Origin of the sequence: Roseovarius mucosus DSM 17069 (assembly GCF_000768555.3) — a bacterium.
Classification (GTDB): domain Bacteria; phylum Pseudomonadota; class Alphaproteobacteria; order Rhodobacterales; family Rhodobacteraceae; genus Roseovarius; species Roseovarius mucosus.
Window position 1 is genome coordinate 274,884 of record NZ_KN293991.1, and the last position, 16,320, is coordinate 291,203.

Below are 16,320 nucleotides of genomic sequence, written 5' to 3' on the forward strand. Positions count from 1 at the left end.
TGCGGCGGATGTATCCCGCCGCAAGTGGCGATTGCGCGCCTAGTTCCGCGGCGGGAATATCCCCTGAAGCGCGATGCAGTAGCGGATGACCTGTGTCGGGTCCTGGACATTCACGGGCTGACCGCCGCCTGAAGGCGCGATCATTTGCGACGACATCTGCACATTGGCCGCCTTATCGGAATAGATCGTTTCCTGCCCGGTGCCGCCATCCGGTGCGGCGGCCAGAATCTTGCCGCCCGGTCCGGGAAGATTTCCGTCGCTATTGGTGGCGTTTACCGTGTGGCTATGTGATGCCAGCTGGTTCGTGGTGAGTGTCACTGCCTCTTGCCCGCCGACCTGTCCCCAGGCACGCGGGCTAAGACCGGGACCGGTGCCTTGCCCGATCGGCAAGCGCCCACGCAAGTCCGGAAGTCCAAAAGTTACTCTACCGTCGCCGCCGAATGTTGTGCCGATCAGGGCAAATAGGGCGTCGTTCTCAGTGATCGGTAGAATTTGCCCCTCGGCGCTGGCCCAACCGGCGGGACAAAAACCGACAATACCCATGGGGGCTATCTCACCGACATAGGGATCGGAACTGGCCAGAGCCGCGTGCGGCGTTGCGAAGGTGACAATCCCCAGAGCCAGCGCTGTCAGCGCCTCACGGGATCTCATTTTTGAATGTGTCATCGAAGTCTCCAAAGTCTTGATACAGAACGGCAATCTGCCGCCAAATAGGGTGCTCCCCAGACGACTGGATCAGCTGCGTGGCGGAAACGAGCCCTGCACGGCAATACAGTGAATGAGGCCCAGGGTCGGATCTTGGGTGCTGATCACAGCGTTTGACCCGGCCGGCGAAATCATCGCCGGACTCATCGTGACATTCGGGTTGGCCTGGGAATAGATCGTTTCGTTACCGGTGCCACCTGTCGGTGCCGCCGCCAAAAGCTTGCCACCCGGTCCAGGCAGGTCGCCGTCCAGATTGTTTGCATTAACCATATGGTTATGCTGCGGCAGCGTGGCCTCCGTCATCATCTTGACCTCAGAGCCAAAGCTCTGCCCGGCCTGCCGTGGCGTTAGGCCGTTCCCGCTTCCTTGGCCCAGCGTAATCCGACCGCGCAGATCCGGGAGGGCAAATGTCGTGGTCCCATTTCCGCCAAATTGTGTGCCAAGCAGCGAGAAAAGAGCTTGGTTTTGCGCAATGGGCAAAATTTGCCCTGCCGCCTGGGACCAACCGCTCGGACAGAAATTGAAACTGACGATCATGATGTCCCCAAGATAGGCGTCCATTCCAGCTTCTGCTTGGTTCGGAGTGGCAACAGCGCCCAACGTCAGGCCCAGCATCCCAACTGCTGCAAGCGCGCTCTTATTCAAATCTTTCATTACGGACTCCAAAATTAAAGTTGTGTTTGATACTTGCGAAACGTCGCGCCCGCAGCGTCAGCCGGGGCCGCTAGCCTCTTTTCAGTTCCGCGGCGGAAATACTCCTTGGATGGCAATACAATAGCGCATCACCAGCGTCGGATCCTCGACGTTGAATGCCTGGCTCTGACCAGATGCTCTGATCATCGCGGATGACATGGTTACGTTTGCATCCTTGTCCGAATAAATCGTTTCAGATCCCACGCCGCTTGGTGGAGCGGCGGCCAAGAGCTTGCCCCCCGGGCCAGGAAGATCTCCGTCCAGATTGTTGGCATTTACCGCGTGACTATGGCTCGGCATCTGATTGATGCTTAGCGTGACCGCTTCGGCCCCCGTCATTTGCCCTTGGACGCGCGGTGTAAGTCCCGGCCCGGTCCCCTGTCCCATTGCGCCCCGACCCCGCAAGTCGGGCAGATTAAAGGTGCTCGTGCCGTTTCCGCCGTATGTTGTGCCGATCAAGGCGAACAGTGCAGTGTTGCTTGAAATCGGCAGAATTTGTCCTTCCGCACTCATCCATCCACGTGGGCAAAAACTATAGCCGACGGCAATTATGTCTCCAATGAAAGGGTCCGTCCCGGCCTTTGCGCTCTCTGGCACAAGACTGCCTCCCGCAGCGAGCCCAAAGACAAGTGTGCAAATGAACGCCGACCTTCTTACAAAATCCATTCTATATCTCCAAATGCAGGTTATAACTTTAAGTTGAGTATTCACATTCCTACGATTCCTGAAATAACGCAAAACTATTCTTAATGGCTGGGCGCCCAAGAGCTATGCTGGGGCACGGCGCTCTGATCGGACGCGGTTCGAACAGGGTCTTGCGAGGTTTGAGTCAGGGATCAAAACACAGGATGTTCTACCCACAACCAGAACCCCATGCAGCCACCCGCTCTGCCAGCGATCCGCATGTCGCAATTGGCGGTCTCGGGGGGTCGGGCACCCGCGTCTTTGCGGCCACGCTGTCTTCGGTGGGCATCCGGCTTGGCACACGATTGAACGGGCCGCTCGATAACCTGTGGTTCACCGTGCTTTTCAAGCGTGCGGACTGGGTGCGACAGCGTCCTTCGGATGCAGAGGTCGTTCAGGCCGCCGATCTCTTGCGTCGCGCCATGACCACCGGGCTGCGTGGAACCCTCAGTGCAGAGGAGCACGCGTTGCTGATCCGTCTGCGGGACACGCTTCCGCCGACCGGGCCATGGCAATGCGGTGTGCGCGCGCCTGATGCCGAGAGTCTCATCGACAGCGTGCCGCCTGCTGTGGGCGGCGATCTTCCCTGGGGCTGGAAAGAGCCGAACACCCATGTATTCCTGCCGCATCTCGCGCGATGTTTTCCGGGCCTTCGCTATATCCATGTGGTGCGTAACGGGCTCGACATGGCGTTTAGCAACAACACATGGCAAGCGCGGCACTGGAGCCCCTATTATGGGGTGGCATTGGAACCAGCTACGCCCCTGTCGGTGATTCAGCTGCGCTATTGGATCGCCGCAAATCGCGCTGCGATGAAGTTTGGCGCGGCCCATATGCCGGGGCGTTTCCTGGCGATTTCCTACGAGGCATATTGTGCTGATCCGGGCCGGCACTGGCCCCGTCTTCGGCGATTTCTGGGCTTGCCGGATGACACGCACCCGCCTGCCAATACCTTGCAACCCACCACCATCGGGCGCAGCAAAGAGCATGACCTCTCGCAATTCCCGTCTGAGACACTCTCACTTGCGCGCGATCTGCAAGCCGAGGTGGACGCGCTGAAGCCCTGAGTTGCCGTCGCCTCGAAAGAGGCGTCACGCGGCGCGTGGCAGGTCACAGGACCGCGCGTTACCCGTTCTGCGCGTCTGCGGCCTCTGCCTCGATGCGCGCGCGTTCTGCATCGCTCTCGTAGCTGGCCCAGGGCCGGTCCGTGCCGGTGGGCGGCAGATCGGCGGGCTTATGCACCAGATGCAGATGCGTCTTGGCGATGAAATGCCCGGTGATCGGTGCGGTCAGGAACAGGAACAGCACGATCATGAACTCGTGAAACGAAAAATCCCCGACCTTGAAGTAGAAGAACAGCATGGAGGCAATCAGCGCCCCGCCCACGCCCAGTGTCGTCGCCTTGGTCGGCGCATGCAGGCGCATCATGGGATCGGGCAGTTTGATCAGGCCAAAGGAGCCGACCAAGCCGAATACGCCGCTGATCACCAGACAGGCCGAAATGAGAATATCCACAACCATGATCGGCCTCCTATTCGATGATGTCGCCGCGCAACAAGAAGCGCGTGTAGGACACGGTCGAGATAAAGCCGGTCATGGCGATGATCATCGACGCTTCGAAATACATGGTCGTGCCCTTGAGAATACCGAACAGCGACAGCAGCGCGATCATGTTCACCACCATCGTATCCAGCGCCAGGATGCGGTCGCCGACAGTGGGCGAACTGATCACGCGATAGATATTGAGCAGCAATCCCAGCCCGAAGCAGCCGAAGGCGAAAAAGAGCGCGTATTCGATCATTCGAAAATCTCCTTGAGCCGGCGTTCGTAGCGCGCCTTGATGTCATCGCGCACTGCGTCCGGGTCGGGCGCATCCAGACAATGCACCAGCAGGCTGCGGCCATCTGCGGACAGATCGCTCGACACGGTGCCGGGCGTCATGGTGATCGTGCCTGCCAGAACCGTGATCGCCTCGGGAGTGCGCAGTTCCAGCGGAATGGTGATCCAGGCGGGCTTGGTGTTGGCGTTGGTCTTGAACAGGATGATTATCGCCACCTGCACGTTGGCCACACAGATATCCCAGAGCACCACGAGCACGAATTCCACGATCCGTGGCAGGCTCGAGAGGCGCGGCCGGTTGGGCCAGTAGGGCGAGGTTATGATCGGGATGATCAACCCGAGAATCGTTCCCAGGACCAGATTGCCAAAGGTCAGCTTGTTGACCAGCATCTGCCAGACCACGATCAGGGTCAGCGTCAGGAACGGATGGGGCAGGATCTTGCGCAGCATCGTCTTTCCTCCCTCAACCACCGTTCAGCACGGCGGCGATATAGCTCTCTGGCGCGTGCAGTTGTTGTGCCGTGGCCTCGATATAGCCCATAACCGGACCGGCCAGCACCGAGAGCGCCACAATGCCGCCCAGCATCGCGAAACAGGCCACCATGGGCAGAGCGGGTTGCGGTTCCGGTGTCGGTTCGTCACCCGTTTCGGGGGCCAGTTTCCAGAAGATCGCGCTGCCCGCCTGGCCCAGACCAAGGATGGCCACCAGCGAGGTGCTGAGGATCACGGCCCAGATGAGCCAAACCTGATCCATCTCGCGCACCGCGTCGAGAATGAGCAGCTTGCCGACAAAGCCCGAGAGCGGCGGCATGCCCGCCGTGGCAATCGCCGAGCCAAAGAAGAGCGCGGCAATCATCCCGTGTTGCGCCATGCGCGGCCCCGGCAGAAATGCCCCTGCAATGGATCCCCGCCGCTCGCGCACGAGATCGACCACGAGGAACAGGAGCGCGCCCGCCAGCGTCGAATGGATCATGTAATAGAGGGCGGCCGCCGTGGTTTCAGGCCGGAAGCCCGCGATGGCAATCAGGAGCGTGCCCATCGAGCCGATGGCGGCGAAGGCGGCGAGGCGACCCAGCCGCTTGGCCCCTAAGATACCGACCATCCCGGCAACAAGTGTGATCAAAGCGGCATAGGTCAACATCTGATCAATCAGCGCCGCCGTTGCCCCAAGGTCGGGGCCAAAGACAAGCGTATACATACGCAGGATCGCATAGGCGCCCACCTTGGTCATGATGGCAAAGAGCGCCGCCACCGGGGCCGGAGCCTCGGCATAGGTTTCCGGCAGCCAAAAATGCAGCGGCAAGAGCGCCGCCTTGATGGCGAAGACGAGGAAAAGCAGCATCGCCCCCACGCGCAGGAGCGCGCTGTCCTCTACCGGAATCTCTGCTGCCCGCACCGCGAGATCGGCCATGTTGAGCGTACCCGTCACCGCATAAAGCGTGCCGAGCGCGAAGAGAAAGAGGGTCGAGCCGAGCAGGTTGTAGATCACATATTGCACGCCCGCCTTGAGCCTGCGCCGGCCGCCGCCGTGGATCATCAGACCGTAAGAGGCGATCAGCAGCACCTCGAAGAACACGAAGAGGTTGAAGGCGTCGCCGGTCAGGAAGGCACCGAAAATGCCCATCAACTGAAACTGGTAGAGCGCGTGGAAATTGTTGCCGCGCTGATCCCAGCCTGTGCCGACCGCATAGAGCAGCACTATCAGCGCCAGCACTGCCGTCACCAGCACCATCAGCGCCGATAAGCGGTCCAGCACCAGAACGATGCCGAACGGTGCGGGCCAGTTCCCCAGCTCATAGACCTCGATGGCGCCGGTCGATGCTTGCACGGTCAGGCCAATCGCCACCGCCAGAACCGCGACGACGCCCGCGATGGAAAACACCCGCTGCAACGGCGGATGATGTCGCATCGCCAGCGTCAGGATCGCCGCCAGCACCGCAGGCAACACAACAGGGGCAATAATCCAATGGCTCATGCCTCATTCTCCTGCGTGGGCTGTTCAGGCGGCGTTTCGGGGCCGATATTCACGGTGTCTTCGCGTGAGGACAGGAACGATCCAAGCGCCAGCATCACCACGACCGCCGTCATGCCAAAGGAAATCACGATGGCTGTCAGAACTAGCGCCTGCGGCAGTGGATCGGTATAGGTCTCTACACCTTTCTGAAGGATCGGGGGCATGTCCACCACCAGCCGCCCGGTGCCGAAGAGGAACAGGTTGACCGCATAGCTGAGCAGCGAAATCCCGATGATCACCGGGAAACTGCGCAGCCGCAGCACCAGATAGAGCCCACCGGCGGTCAAGAGGCCGATTGCACTTGCAAACAGAAGCTCCATCTCAGGCCTCCTTCTCGTCCGGCGCGTCGTTGAGGGCCGGATTGATGTCCATGGGCATGATATTGACGGTCTCGCCCGAGCGCCGCGCCATGCTGGACAGGCTGTTGAGCGCCAGCATCACCGCACCCACCACGGTCAGGAACACGCCGGTGTCAAAGGCCATCGCCGTGGCCCATTCGAATTCCTCGATGGGCGGGAAATGCAGATAGCCGTAGTCGGAGGTCAGGAACGGACGCCCCGCCAGCCAGGCACCGATGCCCGTCACGCTCGCGATCAGAACGCCCACGCCGATGGTGGCGTGATAGGTGACGCGCTGTCGCGCCTCGGCCCAGGCAAAGCCCGAAGCCATATATTGCATGAGAAACGCAATCGCCACGATCAGACCGGCGATGAACCCACCCCCCGGCTGATTGTGGCCGCGCAGAAAGATATAGGCCCCCACCATCAGCGCGATGGGCATCATCACGCGGGTGGCCACCACCATCATCAGCGGGTGACGGTCGCCCGCCTCGGCGTAGCGGTCCGCCTTCCATTGCGAGAGCCAGCGCCCGCCGGGCCCCTTGAGCACGGTTTCGGTCAGCGCGAAGATCACGAGGGCTGCAATCCCCAACACGATGATTTCGCCATAGGTATCAAAGCCCCGGAAATCCACGAGGATCACGTTGACGACATTGGTGCCGCCGCCGCCCTTGTAGGAATTGGCGAGGTGAAAGACCGAAATGCTCTCGGCTGCGAAATCGCGCAGCAGAATGGCATAGGTCAGCCCCGCCACCGCGACCCCGCCGATCACGGCGATTCCCGCATCGCGCATGCGACGTGCGACGCTGCTTTCCACCGGGGTTTCGCGCGGCAGGAAATTCAGGGCGAGAAGCAGCAGGATGATGGTCACCACCTCGACCGAGATTTGCGTCAGCGCAAGGTCGGGGGCCGAAAGATAGACAAAGCCCATCGAGACGATCAGCCCGACGATGCCCATAAGGACCAGCGCCAGAAAGCGGTTGCGATGGAACGCGACCAGACAGATCGTCGCCAGTACCAGCAAGAGCCAGCCAATCGCAGGCAGCACCGTCACCGGCAACATCTCGCGCGTGGGGGCGGCCATGCCGCCGCCCAGATAGCCAAGCACGCCCGCCCCGATCACGGCAACCGCGAAAATAGCGCCATTGCGGGTGAGCGCGCCGTTATGCACGCCATCCGTTACCGCCCGGCTGAGGGCCGTGGCCGCCCGTGTCACCGCGTCGAACATCACCTTGGCCTCGGGGCGCGGGGTGGCGTTCCACATCGTCATCAGCGGTGCGTGCAGGCGCAAGAGGATCGCCCCGCCGATGACCGCGATCACCGACATCCAGAACGCTGGCACCAGCCCGTGCCAATGGTAGATATTCACATAGGGTTCTGCCTGCGTCACCGCCTGCGCCGCCACCCGGACGAGATCTCCGGCAAAGGTCATGGGCATCACGCCGATCAGGATCACCAGCACCGTCAGGAACGCAGGGGCGGCCCACATGCCGAAACCGGGATCATGCGGTTTGGCCGGATAATCGCTGCGCTTTGGCCCAAGGAACACATGCGCGATGTAGCGGAACGAATAGGCGACCGAAAAGAGCGCGCCCACCGTCGCCACCGCCCCCATCAGCCAGTGCGGCCCGATCCAGTGGGTATGCGCCACCTCTTCCAGCATCAGTTCCTTGGACAGGAAGCCGTTGAAGGGCGGAATCCCGGCCATCGAGAGTGCGGCAATCGTGGCAATGGTAAAGGTAATGGGCATGAGGTGGCGCAAGCCGCCAAGCCGTTTGATGTCGCGGGTATGCGCCTCGTGGTCGACAATGCCCGCGGTCATGAAGAGCGCGGCCTTGAACGTGGCGTGGTTGATGATGTGAAAGACGGCGACCACCGCCGCCGCCTTGGTCCCGAGACCGAGCAGCATGGTGATGAGGCCCAGATGGGAGACCGTTGAAAAGGCCAGAAGCGCCTTGAGGTCATCCTTGAAGAGGGCAATCTTGGCGGCCATGACCATGGTAATCAGGCCCGTCGATGCGACGATCCAGAACCACTCCGGCGTGCCTGCCAGAACCGGCCACATGCGCGCCATCAAGAATAGCCCCGCCTTCACCATCGTGGCCGAGTGCAGATAGGCGGATACCGGTGTAGGGGCGGCCATGGCGTGCGGCAGCCAGAAATGGAACGGGAACTGCGCTGATTTTGTGAAACAACCCATGAGGATCAGGATCAGCGCCGGCAGATACATCGGGCTCGCCTGAATGGCCTCTTTCTGCGTCAGGATCACGCTGAGATCATAGCTTCCGGCGATATTGCCGAGGATCAGCATCCCCGCGATCATCGCCAGACCGCCGAGGCCCGTCACCGTCAGCGCCATGCGCGCGCCTTGCCGTCCCTCGGGTAGATGTTTCCAATACCCGATCAGCAGGAAGGACGAGAGCGATGTCAGCTCCCAGAAAATCAGGAGCAGGAGGATGTTATCGCTCAGGACGATCCCCACCATCGCACCCTGAAATAGCAGAAGGTAGGTATAGAATTGCCCCATCGGATCTTCGCGCGAGAGGTAAAACCGCGCATAAAGGATGATCAAGAGGCCAATCCCAAGGATCATGCCCGCAAAGAGCAACCCCAGGCCATCCAGCATGAAATTGACGTTCAGGCCCAGTGAGGGCAACCAGTTGATACCAAAGGTCAGAACCTCGCCCCGCATGACGGCGGGGGCGCAAAGCAGCAGCAATGTCAGCGCAAGGATCGTCGGTGCAGCGGTAAAGGCGGCGCAGGTGTTGCGCCCGGCCTGGATCATCAGCCCTGGAAACAAGGCTCCCAAAAACGGCAATGCCGCGATGATCGGCAAAAATCCTGCGGCATTGTCCATCCGTCTCCCGCCCCTCTCCCTGTTCTCTGCCTCGGCCTTGGCACCACGTCGCGGGTGCATTTTTTGTGCCGTTTCAGTTGATCCAGCGTAATATACGGCGGCATCGCCGCGCCACAACCCGGCATTTGACGATTTTCCACCTCGTGAAACCGCGACCCTTGAACGCAGGCGCGCGGGATGCTTTGCTGCAAATGCACAGTTAACAGGATCAGCCCGTGACCACGCCCGCGCCCGCGCACCTCTTTCCCGTAACCGTCTATTACGAGGATACCGATATGGGCGGGATCGTCTATCACGCTAATTATCTCAAGTATATCGAGCGCGCCCGCAGCGCCTGGGTGCGCGATATGGGCATTGACCAGAACGCCATGCGCAACACCGAGGGTCTCGTCTTTGCCGTGCGGCGGGTCGAGGCGGATTACCTTGCCCCAGCCCGGCTTGACGATGTGCTCACGGTCGAAACACGGACCGTTGCCGTCACGGGCGCGCGTCTGGTGATGGAGCAAAGGGTCCTGCGTGGCCCCGATATGATCTTTTCGGCACAAGTGACCATTGCTTGTCTCTCGCGGTCGGGCCGCCCCGCCAAGCTGCCTTTGGGGTTGCGCGCAGTGCAGAGCTGAGGCGCTCCGGCAATTATCCGCCTGATCTATACGCGAATATCGCGTCAAACCCGCGTGAGCCTGTGGATGGTATTGGCTTTCCCCTTTCAAATAGGGTAGTTTCGACCGCAATAAGGCCGAAAAACGGTCAGAGATACAAAGAGCAGGCAAATGGAAGCAGATACCCTGGCATTGGCACAGGAGATAGATTTCTCCATGTGGGCGCTTTTTGCGCGCGCCACCCTTATCGTCAAACTGGTGATGTTCATGTTGATCGTGGCCTCGTTCTGGGCCTGGTCGATCATCATTCAGAAAATCATCATCTATCGCAAGGCGCGGCTCGAGGCCGAAATCTTTGATCGTCGCTTCTGGTCGGGCGAGCCGCTCGATGGTCTCTTCGATGAAATCGGCCCAGATCCTGCCGGGCAATCGGAGCGAATATTCGCCGCTGGCATGATGGAATGGCGGCGCAGTCACCGCAACGACGGCAATCTCATCGCCGGGGCAACGGCGCGGATTGATCGCAGTATGGATGTGGCCATCGCCAAGGAAGCCGAAGGGCTCCAGAGCGGGCTTCAGGTGCTTGCAACCGTTGGTTCGACCGCGCCGTTTATCGGTCTGTTCGGCACGGTTTGGGGCATCATGCATGCGTTCATCGAGATCGCTGAACAACAGAACACCAATCTCGCTGTCGTCGCTCCCGGTATTGCCGAGGCGCTTTTGGCCACGGGTCTTGGCCTGATCGCGGCTATTCCGGCGGTGATCTTCTACAACAAGCTCAGCGCTGATGCCGACCGCATCGTTGCGGGATACGAGGCGTTTGCCGACGAGTTCGCCACGATTCTTAGCCGCCAGTTGGATAGCTAGACCATGGGCGCGGGTGTCGTTCAGAAGTCAGGCGATCAGGGGCGTCGCAGGCGCGGGCGCGGACGCTCGCGCCCGATGGCCGAAATCAACGTCACGCCCTTCGTGGACGTGATGCTGGTGCTTTTGATCATCTTCATGGTGGCCGCCCCCCTGATGGTGGTGGGCGTGCCCGTGGAACTGCCCAAGACTGCCGCCAATTCCCTACCGGGCGAGGATGAAGAGCCGCTGACCGTCACTGTTACGGCCGAGGGTATCGTGATGATCCAGACATCCGAGGTGCCGCGTGAAGAGCTGGTCGCCCGCCTGCGCGCCATTGCGACAGAGCGCGACAGCACCCGCGTGTTCCTGCGCGCCGATGGAGCCGTGCCGTATCAGGACGTGATGCAGGTCATGGGTGCGCTGAACAACGGCGGCTTTGCCAATATCGGGCTTGTGACGGATGCCGGCGGTCCGGCGCTTGACGGGCAGGGTGGCTAGGGGCGCATCTGGTGAACACCGGACAGATCATATCTGGCGCGGGCCATCTGGCATTGATCAGTTGGGCCCTCTTTGGGGGCGTGTTCCGCTCTGATCCGCCGCCTTTCGAGGTGGTGGAGGCCACGACCATTTCCACCGAGGAATTCGCGGCGCTCCTCGCACGTCAGAGCGCGCCCGAGGCCGTTGCCAATGTCGATACGCCGGAGCCGCCCGCACCGGGTGATGCGGCGCCGCCGCTCGCTTCAACCCCCGATACCCCGCCCGAGAGCACGCCGCCTCCGGCGCAAGAGACCGCCCCGCCTGATTCTGCGCCGGATGTCACCGAGATTACCCCGCCCGCGCCCGCTGAGGTGACGGATACGGCACCCGTGCTTGAGCCTCCGCAAGAGGATGTGGCTGTTGTGGTGCCCGAGGTCTCTCCCCGGCCCAAGCCGCGCCCCGCGCCCCGCGTCGCCCCCGAGGCCGTGGCCCCGCCTGAGCCTGACGTGCGTATCGACGAGGTGGCCCAGCCCGAAGTCGCGCCCGATGAGGGGGCCGAGGTGCCGCAAGAGCCCGCCGAGGCGACGGCACAGGAAGAGGCCGCAACCGAGATCGTGACCGAAGCAGAGGAATCCAAGGACACCGCGCCCACTTCCTCGCTGCGCCCCAAGCCCCGCCCCTCGCGGCCCGTCGCACAGGCCGAGACGCCAAAGCCCGCCGAGACCCCGAAACCGGCCACGACCGAAACCCCGAAACCCGCGGCCCCCGCCACCGATCAGAGCGCCGTCAATGACGCGCTCGCTGCCGCCCTTGGCACCAGCCAGAACACCAACACCGCCCCCAGCGGTCCACCGCTCACCTCTGGTGAGAAAGATGCGCTGCGTGTCGCGGTGCAGCAATGCTGGAATGTGGGTTCGCTCAGCACCGAGGCGCTGGGCACCACGGTTGTGGTTTCCGTCCGCATGGGTGAGGATGGCAAGCCGGATAATGGTTCGATCCGCATGGACAGCTTTTCGGGCGGTGGCGATGCTGCGGCGCGTCAGGCGTTCGAGGCAGCCCGCCGGGCGATCATCCGCTGCGGAGCCAATGGGTTCAACTTGCCGCCGGAAAAATATGACCAGTGGCGTGACATCGAAATGACATTCAATCCGGAGAGTATGAGGATCAAATGATGCGCTTTATGATGACCCTCCTTGCGGCCCTCACGCTATGGGCCATGCCCGCGCTGGCGCAGGGCAATGGCCCGCTTCGGATCGAGATCACCGAAGGGGTGATTGAACCGATGCCCTTTGCCGTACCTGATTTCGTCTCTGACAGTGCGGCAGGCCAGGAACTCGGCCGCAACATTGCCAGCGTTATCGCGGCCGACCTTACCGGCACCGGGCTTTTCCGCCAAATTCCCAACTCCGCCCATATCAGCCGGATCACAAGCTTTGATAGCCCGGTACAATATGCCGACTGGCGCGCGATCAATGCACAGGCGCTGATTACCGGCGCGGTCAGCACCGATGGGGCTGGGCGCATCGTTGCCAAATTCCGCATCTATGACGTGTTTTCCGGTCAGGAATTGGGCGCAGGCCAGCAGCTTGTCGGCACGCAGGACGGCTGGCGGCGCATCGCCCACAAGGTCGCCGATCAGGTCTATAGCCGCATCACAGGCGAGGGCGGCTATTTCGACAGCCGGGTTGTTTTTGTTGCGGAGAGCGGGCCCAAGGATCAGCGCGCCAAGCGACTGGGGATAATGGATTACGACGGGGCGAATGTGCAGTATCTGACCGACAGCACCAGCATCGTGCTGGCACCTCGCTTTTCGCCCACTGGCGACCGGGTGCTCTACACCAGCTATGAAACTGGCTTTCCTCGTATCTACGTGCTCGACGTGGCCAGTGTCGGGCGTCGTGAATTGCCCACGCAAGATGCCACCATGAGCTTTGCGCCACGCTTTTCGCCCAACGGACGCACGGTGGTCTACTCGCTCACCCAAGGTGGCAATACCGATCTCTACACCATGGACATTGGCACCGGGGCCAGTTCCCGGCTCACAACCGCCCCGTCGATTGAAACCGCGCCCAGCTATAGCCCGGATGGCAGCCAGATCGTGTTCGAGAGCGACCGCTCCGGCACGCCACAACTCTACATCATGGCTGCAGGCGACGGTGAGGCCCGGCGCATCAGCTTTGGTGAGGGGCGCTATGGCACGCCGGTCTGGTCACCGCGTGGCGATCTCGTGGCCTTTACCAAGCAATCCAAGGGCCGCTTTCACATCGGCGTCATGCGGACCGATGGCAGCGAAGAGCGTCTCTTGACCGCCTCATTCCTCGACGAAGGCCCGACATGGGCCCCCAATGGCCGCGTCATCATGTTCACCCGCGAAACGCAGGGCGAGCAGGGGCAGGCCAGCCTCTATTCGGTGGACATCACGGGCCGGAACCTCAAGCAGGTGCCCACCAGCACAGGCGCAAGCGATCCTTCGTGGTCGCCGCTTCAGAATTGAACCCACAAGGCCCGCGTTTCCTTGGGATGCGGGCTGTGATATGACAGGCCAAGGCAGACACGAACGGGGCTAAAATGACCTATCTGAGCAAGACACTGATCCTCTGTGCGGGGCTGGCTTTGGCCGCCTGCACCAATCCCAACCGATTTGATGATGGCAATGCCGTCGATCTCAACAATGGCGCGGGCGCTGGCCTTGCCGGGTCCGCGCAGGATCCGAGTTCGCCGGCCTATTTCCAGCAGACCGTGGGCGACCGCGTGCTTTTTGCCGTGGATCAATCCACGCTCGGCTCGGAGGCCCAGGTCACGCTTGACGGTCAGGCCAATTGGCTGATGACCAATCGCGATTTTACCGCCGTGATCGAAGGCCATGCCGACGAACAGGGCACCCGCGAATACAACCTTGCCCTCGGCGCCCGCCGCGCCAACGCGGTGCAGGAATATCTGATCGGTCGCGGTGTTTCGCCCAACCGCCTGCGTGTGGTCAGCTACGGCAAGGAACGCCCGATCGAGATTTGCAGCAACGAGGCGTGCTATGCAAAGAACCGGCGCGCCGTGACCGTGCTGGCCGCCGGGCTGGGCAGCTAACCTAGGAAAGGGGGCCGCACCATGCGCCGTTTCGCGTTCATTCTGGCCGCTGGTCTTTTGGTCGCGCCGCATCATGCGGTGGCGCAGACGGATCAGACGCTGGCCGACATCCGTCAGGAACTGTCGGTGCTGTTCGTCACCTTGCAGCATCTCAAGCGCGAACTCAGCACCACTGGCTCCGCGGGGCAACTCAGCGGCGGCGGTTCTCTGGTGGACCGCGTGAACGCGATCGAAAGCGAGGTGCAGCGCCTCACGTCCAAGACCGAAGAACTGGAATTCCGGATCGACCGGGTGGTGTCAGATGGCACCAACCGCGTGGGCGATCTGGAGTTCCGCCTCTGCGAACTGGAACCGACCTGTGACATCGCTACGCTGGAACCGGGGAGCACCTTGGGTGGCGTCGATCCGGTGACGGCAGGTGGCGGGGCCGCACCGCTTCCCTCCATTCCGCAGGCAGGCACCGGCGACAGCCCGCAGCTTGCCATCGGCGAGCGTGACGATTTCGACCGGGCCGAGGCGGCGTTGCAGGCCGGCAATCATACCGAAGCGGCGGCGGGTTTCGCGACATTCCTGTCGACCTATCCGGGCAGTCCGTTGTCAGGTCGCGCCGGTCTCTTGCGCGGTGAGGCACTTGAAGCCGCCGGTCAGCAGAGCGAGGCGGCGCGCGCCTATCTCGACAGTTTCAGCGCCGCGCCGGACGGCGCAGAGGCCCCCGAGGCGCTGTTCCGTCTGGGTCGTGCGCTGGGCCGTCTGGGCCAGACCGAAGAGGCCTGCGTGACATTGGGACAGGTCGCGGCGCGCTATCCGACGGCGGCGGCGGTCTCTTCCGCGCAATCCGAGATGGGCCGCCTGGGCTGTTCGTGACCCCGTCTATCGCGCCGTCGCAAAGCAGCCTCGCGGCCCATTTCGCGGGGCATGCTCCGCTGCGGCTGGGCGTGGCGGTGTCCGGTGGCAGCGATTCGCTGGCGCTCCTGCATCTTCTGCACGGCTGGCAACATGCGGGCGGCCCCAGCCTGGCCGCCGTCACCGTCGATCACGGGTTGCGCCCAAGTTCCGCGCGAGAGGCGGCAGATGTTGGGGAAATCTGTGCCCGCCTCAATATCCCGCATGATACGCTAAACTGGCAGGGCTGGGACGGCACCGGGAACCTGCCCGATCAGGCGCGGCGCGCGCGCTACGCGCTCCTTGTGGACTGGGCGCAGGCCCATGGATTGCAGGACATCGCCATCGGCCACACGCAAGACGACCTTGCCGAGACCTTTCTGATGCGCCTGGCGCGCGGCGCGGGTGTGGACGGTCTTGCGGCGATGCGCCCGCGCTGGACCCAAGCGGGCGTGACGTTTCACCGTCCGCTCTTGGATGTGACGCGCGCGCGCCTGCGGGAGCATCTGCGCGCCCTTGGGCAGCCGTGGGTTGACGACCCCACCAACGACGACACCACCTATCTGCGGCCGCGTGCGCGGCAGGTTCTCGCGGCGCTCGCCCCTCTAGACCTCGATGCCGCGACGCTGGCCGATGTCGCGCGCACCCTGTCAGAGGTTCGCACCGCGCTGGATTTCTCCGTGAAAACAGCCGCGCGCAGTCTTTTGCGCGGGCAGGCCGGGGATATTCTGATCGACCAGATCGGCTTTGCCGCCCTGCCCGAAGAAATCGCCCGCCGTCTGATGCAGGCCGCTCTGCACTGGCTGGCGGGTGGCGATTATCCACCGCGCGGTGCGGCTCTTCAGTCGCTTGTCCACGCGGCCCGCGCGGGGGGCACCATGACCTTGCATGGGTGTCGCCTTTTGCCTGCCAAGGCGGGGCAACTGCGCCTTACGCGGGAATATGCCGCGGTCCGAGCGCTGCGCACGCCCGCAACCGCCCTTTGGGACAATCGCTGGCGGGCGACCGGCCCCACCACTCCCGATGTCGAGATCGCGGCCCTCGGCCCCGATGGTTTGCGGGCCTGTCCCGATTGGCGGCTCAGCGGCCAGCCACATGCCACAGCTCTTGCCGTTCCCGGCCTCTGGCAGGGCGAAACCCTGATTGCGGCACCGCTGATGGGCTGGCCGAATGGTTGGTCGCTGCGCCTTAGCCCGGATCGGGACAATCTGCTCATGCCTTTATTATGTCATTGAAGATAGGGCCGTGATCTCTATTTATGATCAAGACGCCCTGTGCTAGACGCACGGGGATACGAATTTTGGG

18 protein-coding genes are annotated in these 16,320 nt (G+C 62.3%); 9 read left to right on the forward strand and 9 right to left on the reverse strand.

The features are described 5' to 3' along the window. Positions 1-39: 39 nt before the first annotated feature. From ROSMUC_RS19090 to ROSMUC_RS19100, 3 genes are all read right to left on the reverse strand, one after another. A complete protein-coding gene (locus ROSMUC_RS19090) occupies positions 40-651 on the reverse strand; it encodes a phage tail protein (RefSeq protein WP_245875243.1) in 612 nt (203 codons plus the stop codon). Between the two features lie 84 nt (positions 652-735). Next, positions 736-1,359 (reverse strand): phage tail protein, encoded by a 624-nt coding sequence (locus ROSMUC_RS19095; RefSeq protein WP_052115454.1) that lies wholly within the window; start codon positions 1,357-1,359, stop codon positions 736-738. 81 nt (positions 1,360-1,440) lie between these two features. Continuing rightward, entirely contained in the window at positions 1,441-1,995 is a 555-nt protein-coding gene (locus ROSMUC_RS19100; protein ID WP_037276868.1) for a phage tail protein, read from the reverse strand. A 251-nt stretch (positions 1,996-2,246) separates the two neighbouring features. Here ROSMUC_RS19100 and ROSMUC_RS19105 point away from each other — a divergent pair, with 251 nt between their 5' ends. Further along, positions 2,247-3,149: a sulfotransferase family protein gene (locus tag ROSMUC_RS19105; RefSeq protein ID WP_037276346.1), complete on the forward strand. Its 903-nt coding sequence runs from the start codon at positions 2,247-2,249 to the stop codon at positions 3,147-3,149. Positions 3,150-3,207: 58 nt separating this feature from the next. Here ROSMUC_RS19105 and ROSMUC_RS19110 read toward each other — a convergent pair whose 3' ends face one another. The 6 genes from ROSMUC_RS19110 to ROSMUC_RS19135 are packed head-to-tail and all read right to left on the reverse strand — an operon-like array spanning position 3,208 to position 9,130. Continuing rightward, positions 3,208-3,603, reverse strand: a complete 396-nt coding sequence (locus ROSMUC_RS19110; protein ID WP_037276347.1) for a Na+/H+ antiporter subunit G — start codon at positions 3,601-3,603, stop codon at positions 3,208-3,210. Positions 3,604-3,613: 10 nt separating this feature from the next. Then, on the reverse strand, positions 3,614-3,883 hold the full coding sequence (locus ROSMUC_RS19115) for a K+/H+ antiporter subunit F (RefSeq protein WP_037276348.1): 270 nt from the start codon (positions 3,881-3,883) through the stop codon (positions 3,614-3,616). Beyond that, positions 3,880-4,371 carry a Na+/H+ antiporter subunit E gene (locus ROSMUC_RS19120; protein WP_037276349.1) on the reverse strand — a complete coding sequence of 164 codons (492 nt, stop codon included), beginning with the start codon at positions 4,369-4,371 and terminating at the stop codon, positions 3,880-3,882. Before ROSMUC_RS19120 ends, ROSMUC_RS19115 begins: the two co-directional genes overlap by 4 nt. Positions 4,372-4,384: 13 nt before the next feature. After that, on the reverse strand, positions 4,385-5,896 hold the full coding sequence (locus ROSMUC_RS19125; protein WP_037276350.1) for a monovalent cation/H+ antiporter subunit D: 1,512 nt from the start codon (positions 5,894-5,896) through the stop codon (positions 4,385-4,387). After that, the gene (locus ROSMUC_RS19130) at positions 5,893-6,255 is read right to left on the reverse strand and encodes a Na+/H+ antiporter subunit C (protein ID WP_037276352.1); all 363 of its coding nucleotides are present in this window, start codon (positions 6,253-6,255) and stop codon (positions 5,893-5,895) included. The genes ROSMUC_RS19125 and ROSMUC_RS19130 overlap by 4 nt, the downstream gene beginning before the upstream one ends. 1 nt (position 6,256) lies before the next feature. Further along, positions 6,257-9,130 carry a monovalent cation/H+ antiporter subunit A gene (locus tag ROSMUC_RS19135; protein ID WP_037276353.1) on the reverse strand — a complete coding sequence of 958 codons (2,874 nt, stop codon included), beginning with the start codon at positions 9,128-9,130 and terminating at the stop codon, positions 6,257-6,259. Between the two features lie 215 nt (positions 9,131-9,345). Here ROSMUC_RS19135 and ybgC point away from each other — a divergent pair, with 215 nt between their 5' ends. The 8 genes from ybgC (at position 9,346) to tilS (ending at position 16,250) form a co-directional block, all read left to right on the forward strand. After that, positions 9,346-9,750: a tol-pal system-associated acyl-CoA thioesterase gene (gene ybgC / locus ROSMUC_RS19140; RefSeq protein ID WP_037276356.1), complete on the forward strand. Its 405-nt coding sequence runs from the start codon at positions 9,346-9,348 to the stop codon at positions 9,748-9,750. A gap of 150 nt (positions 9,751-9,900) precedes the next feature. Then, a complete protein-coding gene (gene tolQ / locus ROSMUC_RS19145; protein ID WP_037276358.1) occupies positions 9,901-10,596 on the forward strand; it encodes a protein TolQ in 696 nt (231 codons plus the stop codon). Positions 10,597-10,599: 3 nt separating this feature from the next. Next, positions 10,600-11,073: a protein TolR gene (gene tolR, locus ROSMUC_RS19150; RefSeq protein WP_037276359.1), complete on the forward strand. Its 474-nt coding sequence runs from the start codon at positions 10,600-10,602 to the stop codon at positions 11,071-11,073. A gap of 11 nt (positions 11,074-11,084) precedes the next feature. After that, positions 11,085-12,224, forward strand: coding sequence for a hypothetical protein (locus ROSMUC_RS19155; RefSeq protein ID WP_037276360.1), 1,140 nt, complete (start codon positions 11,085-11,087; stop codon positions 12,222-12,224). Beyond that, positions 12,221-13,546, forward strand: coding sequence for a Tol-Pal system beta propeller repeat protein TolB (gene tolB, locus ROSMUC_RS19160; protein ID WP_037276362.1), 1,326 nt, complete (start codon positions 12,221-12,223; stop codon positions 13,544-13,546). Before ROSMUC_RS19155 ends, tolB begins: the two co-directional genes overlap by 4 nt. Before the next feature lie 74 nt (positions 13,547-13,620). Next, complete coding sequence (gene pal, locus ROSMUC_RS19165; protein WP_037276364.1) at positions 13,621-14,133, forward strand: peptidoglycan-associated lipoprotein Pal; 513 nt, start codon at positions 13,621-13,623, stop codon at positions 14,131-14,133. A 21-nt stretch (positions 14,134-14,154) separates the two neighbouring features. Next, entirely contained in the window at positions 14,155-14,997 is an 843-nt protein-coding gene (gene ybgF / locus ROSMUC_RS19170) for a tol-pal system protein YbgF (RefSeq protein WP_037276365.1), read from the forward strand. Next, positions 14,994-16,250: a tRNA lysidine(34) synthetase TilS gene (gene tilS, locus ROSMUC_RS19175; RefSeq protein WP_102106034.1), complete on the forward strand. Its 1,257-nt coding sequence runs from the start codon at positions 14,994-14,996 to the stop codon at positions 16,248-16,250. The genes ybgF and tilS overlap by 4 nt, the downstream gene beginning before the upstream one ends. Positions 16,251-16,320 lie beyond the last annotated feature (70 nt).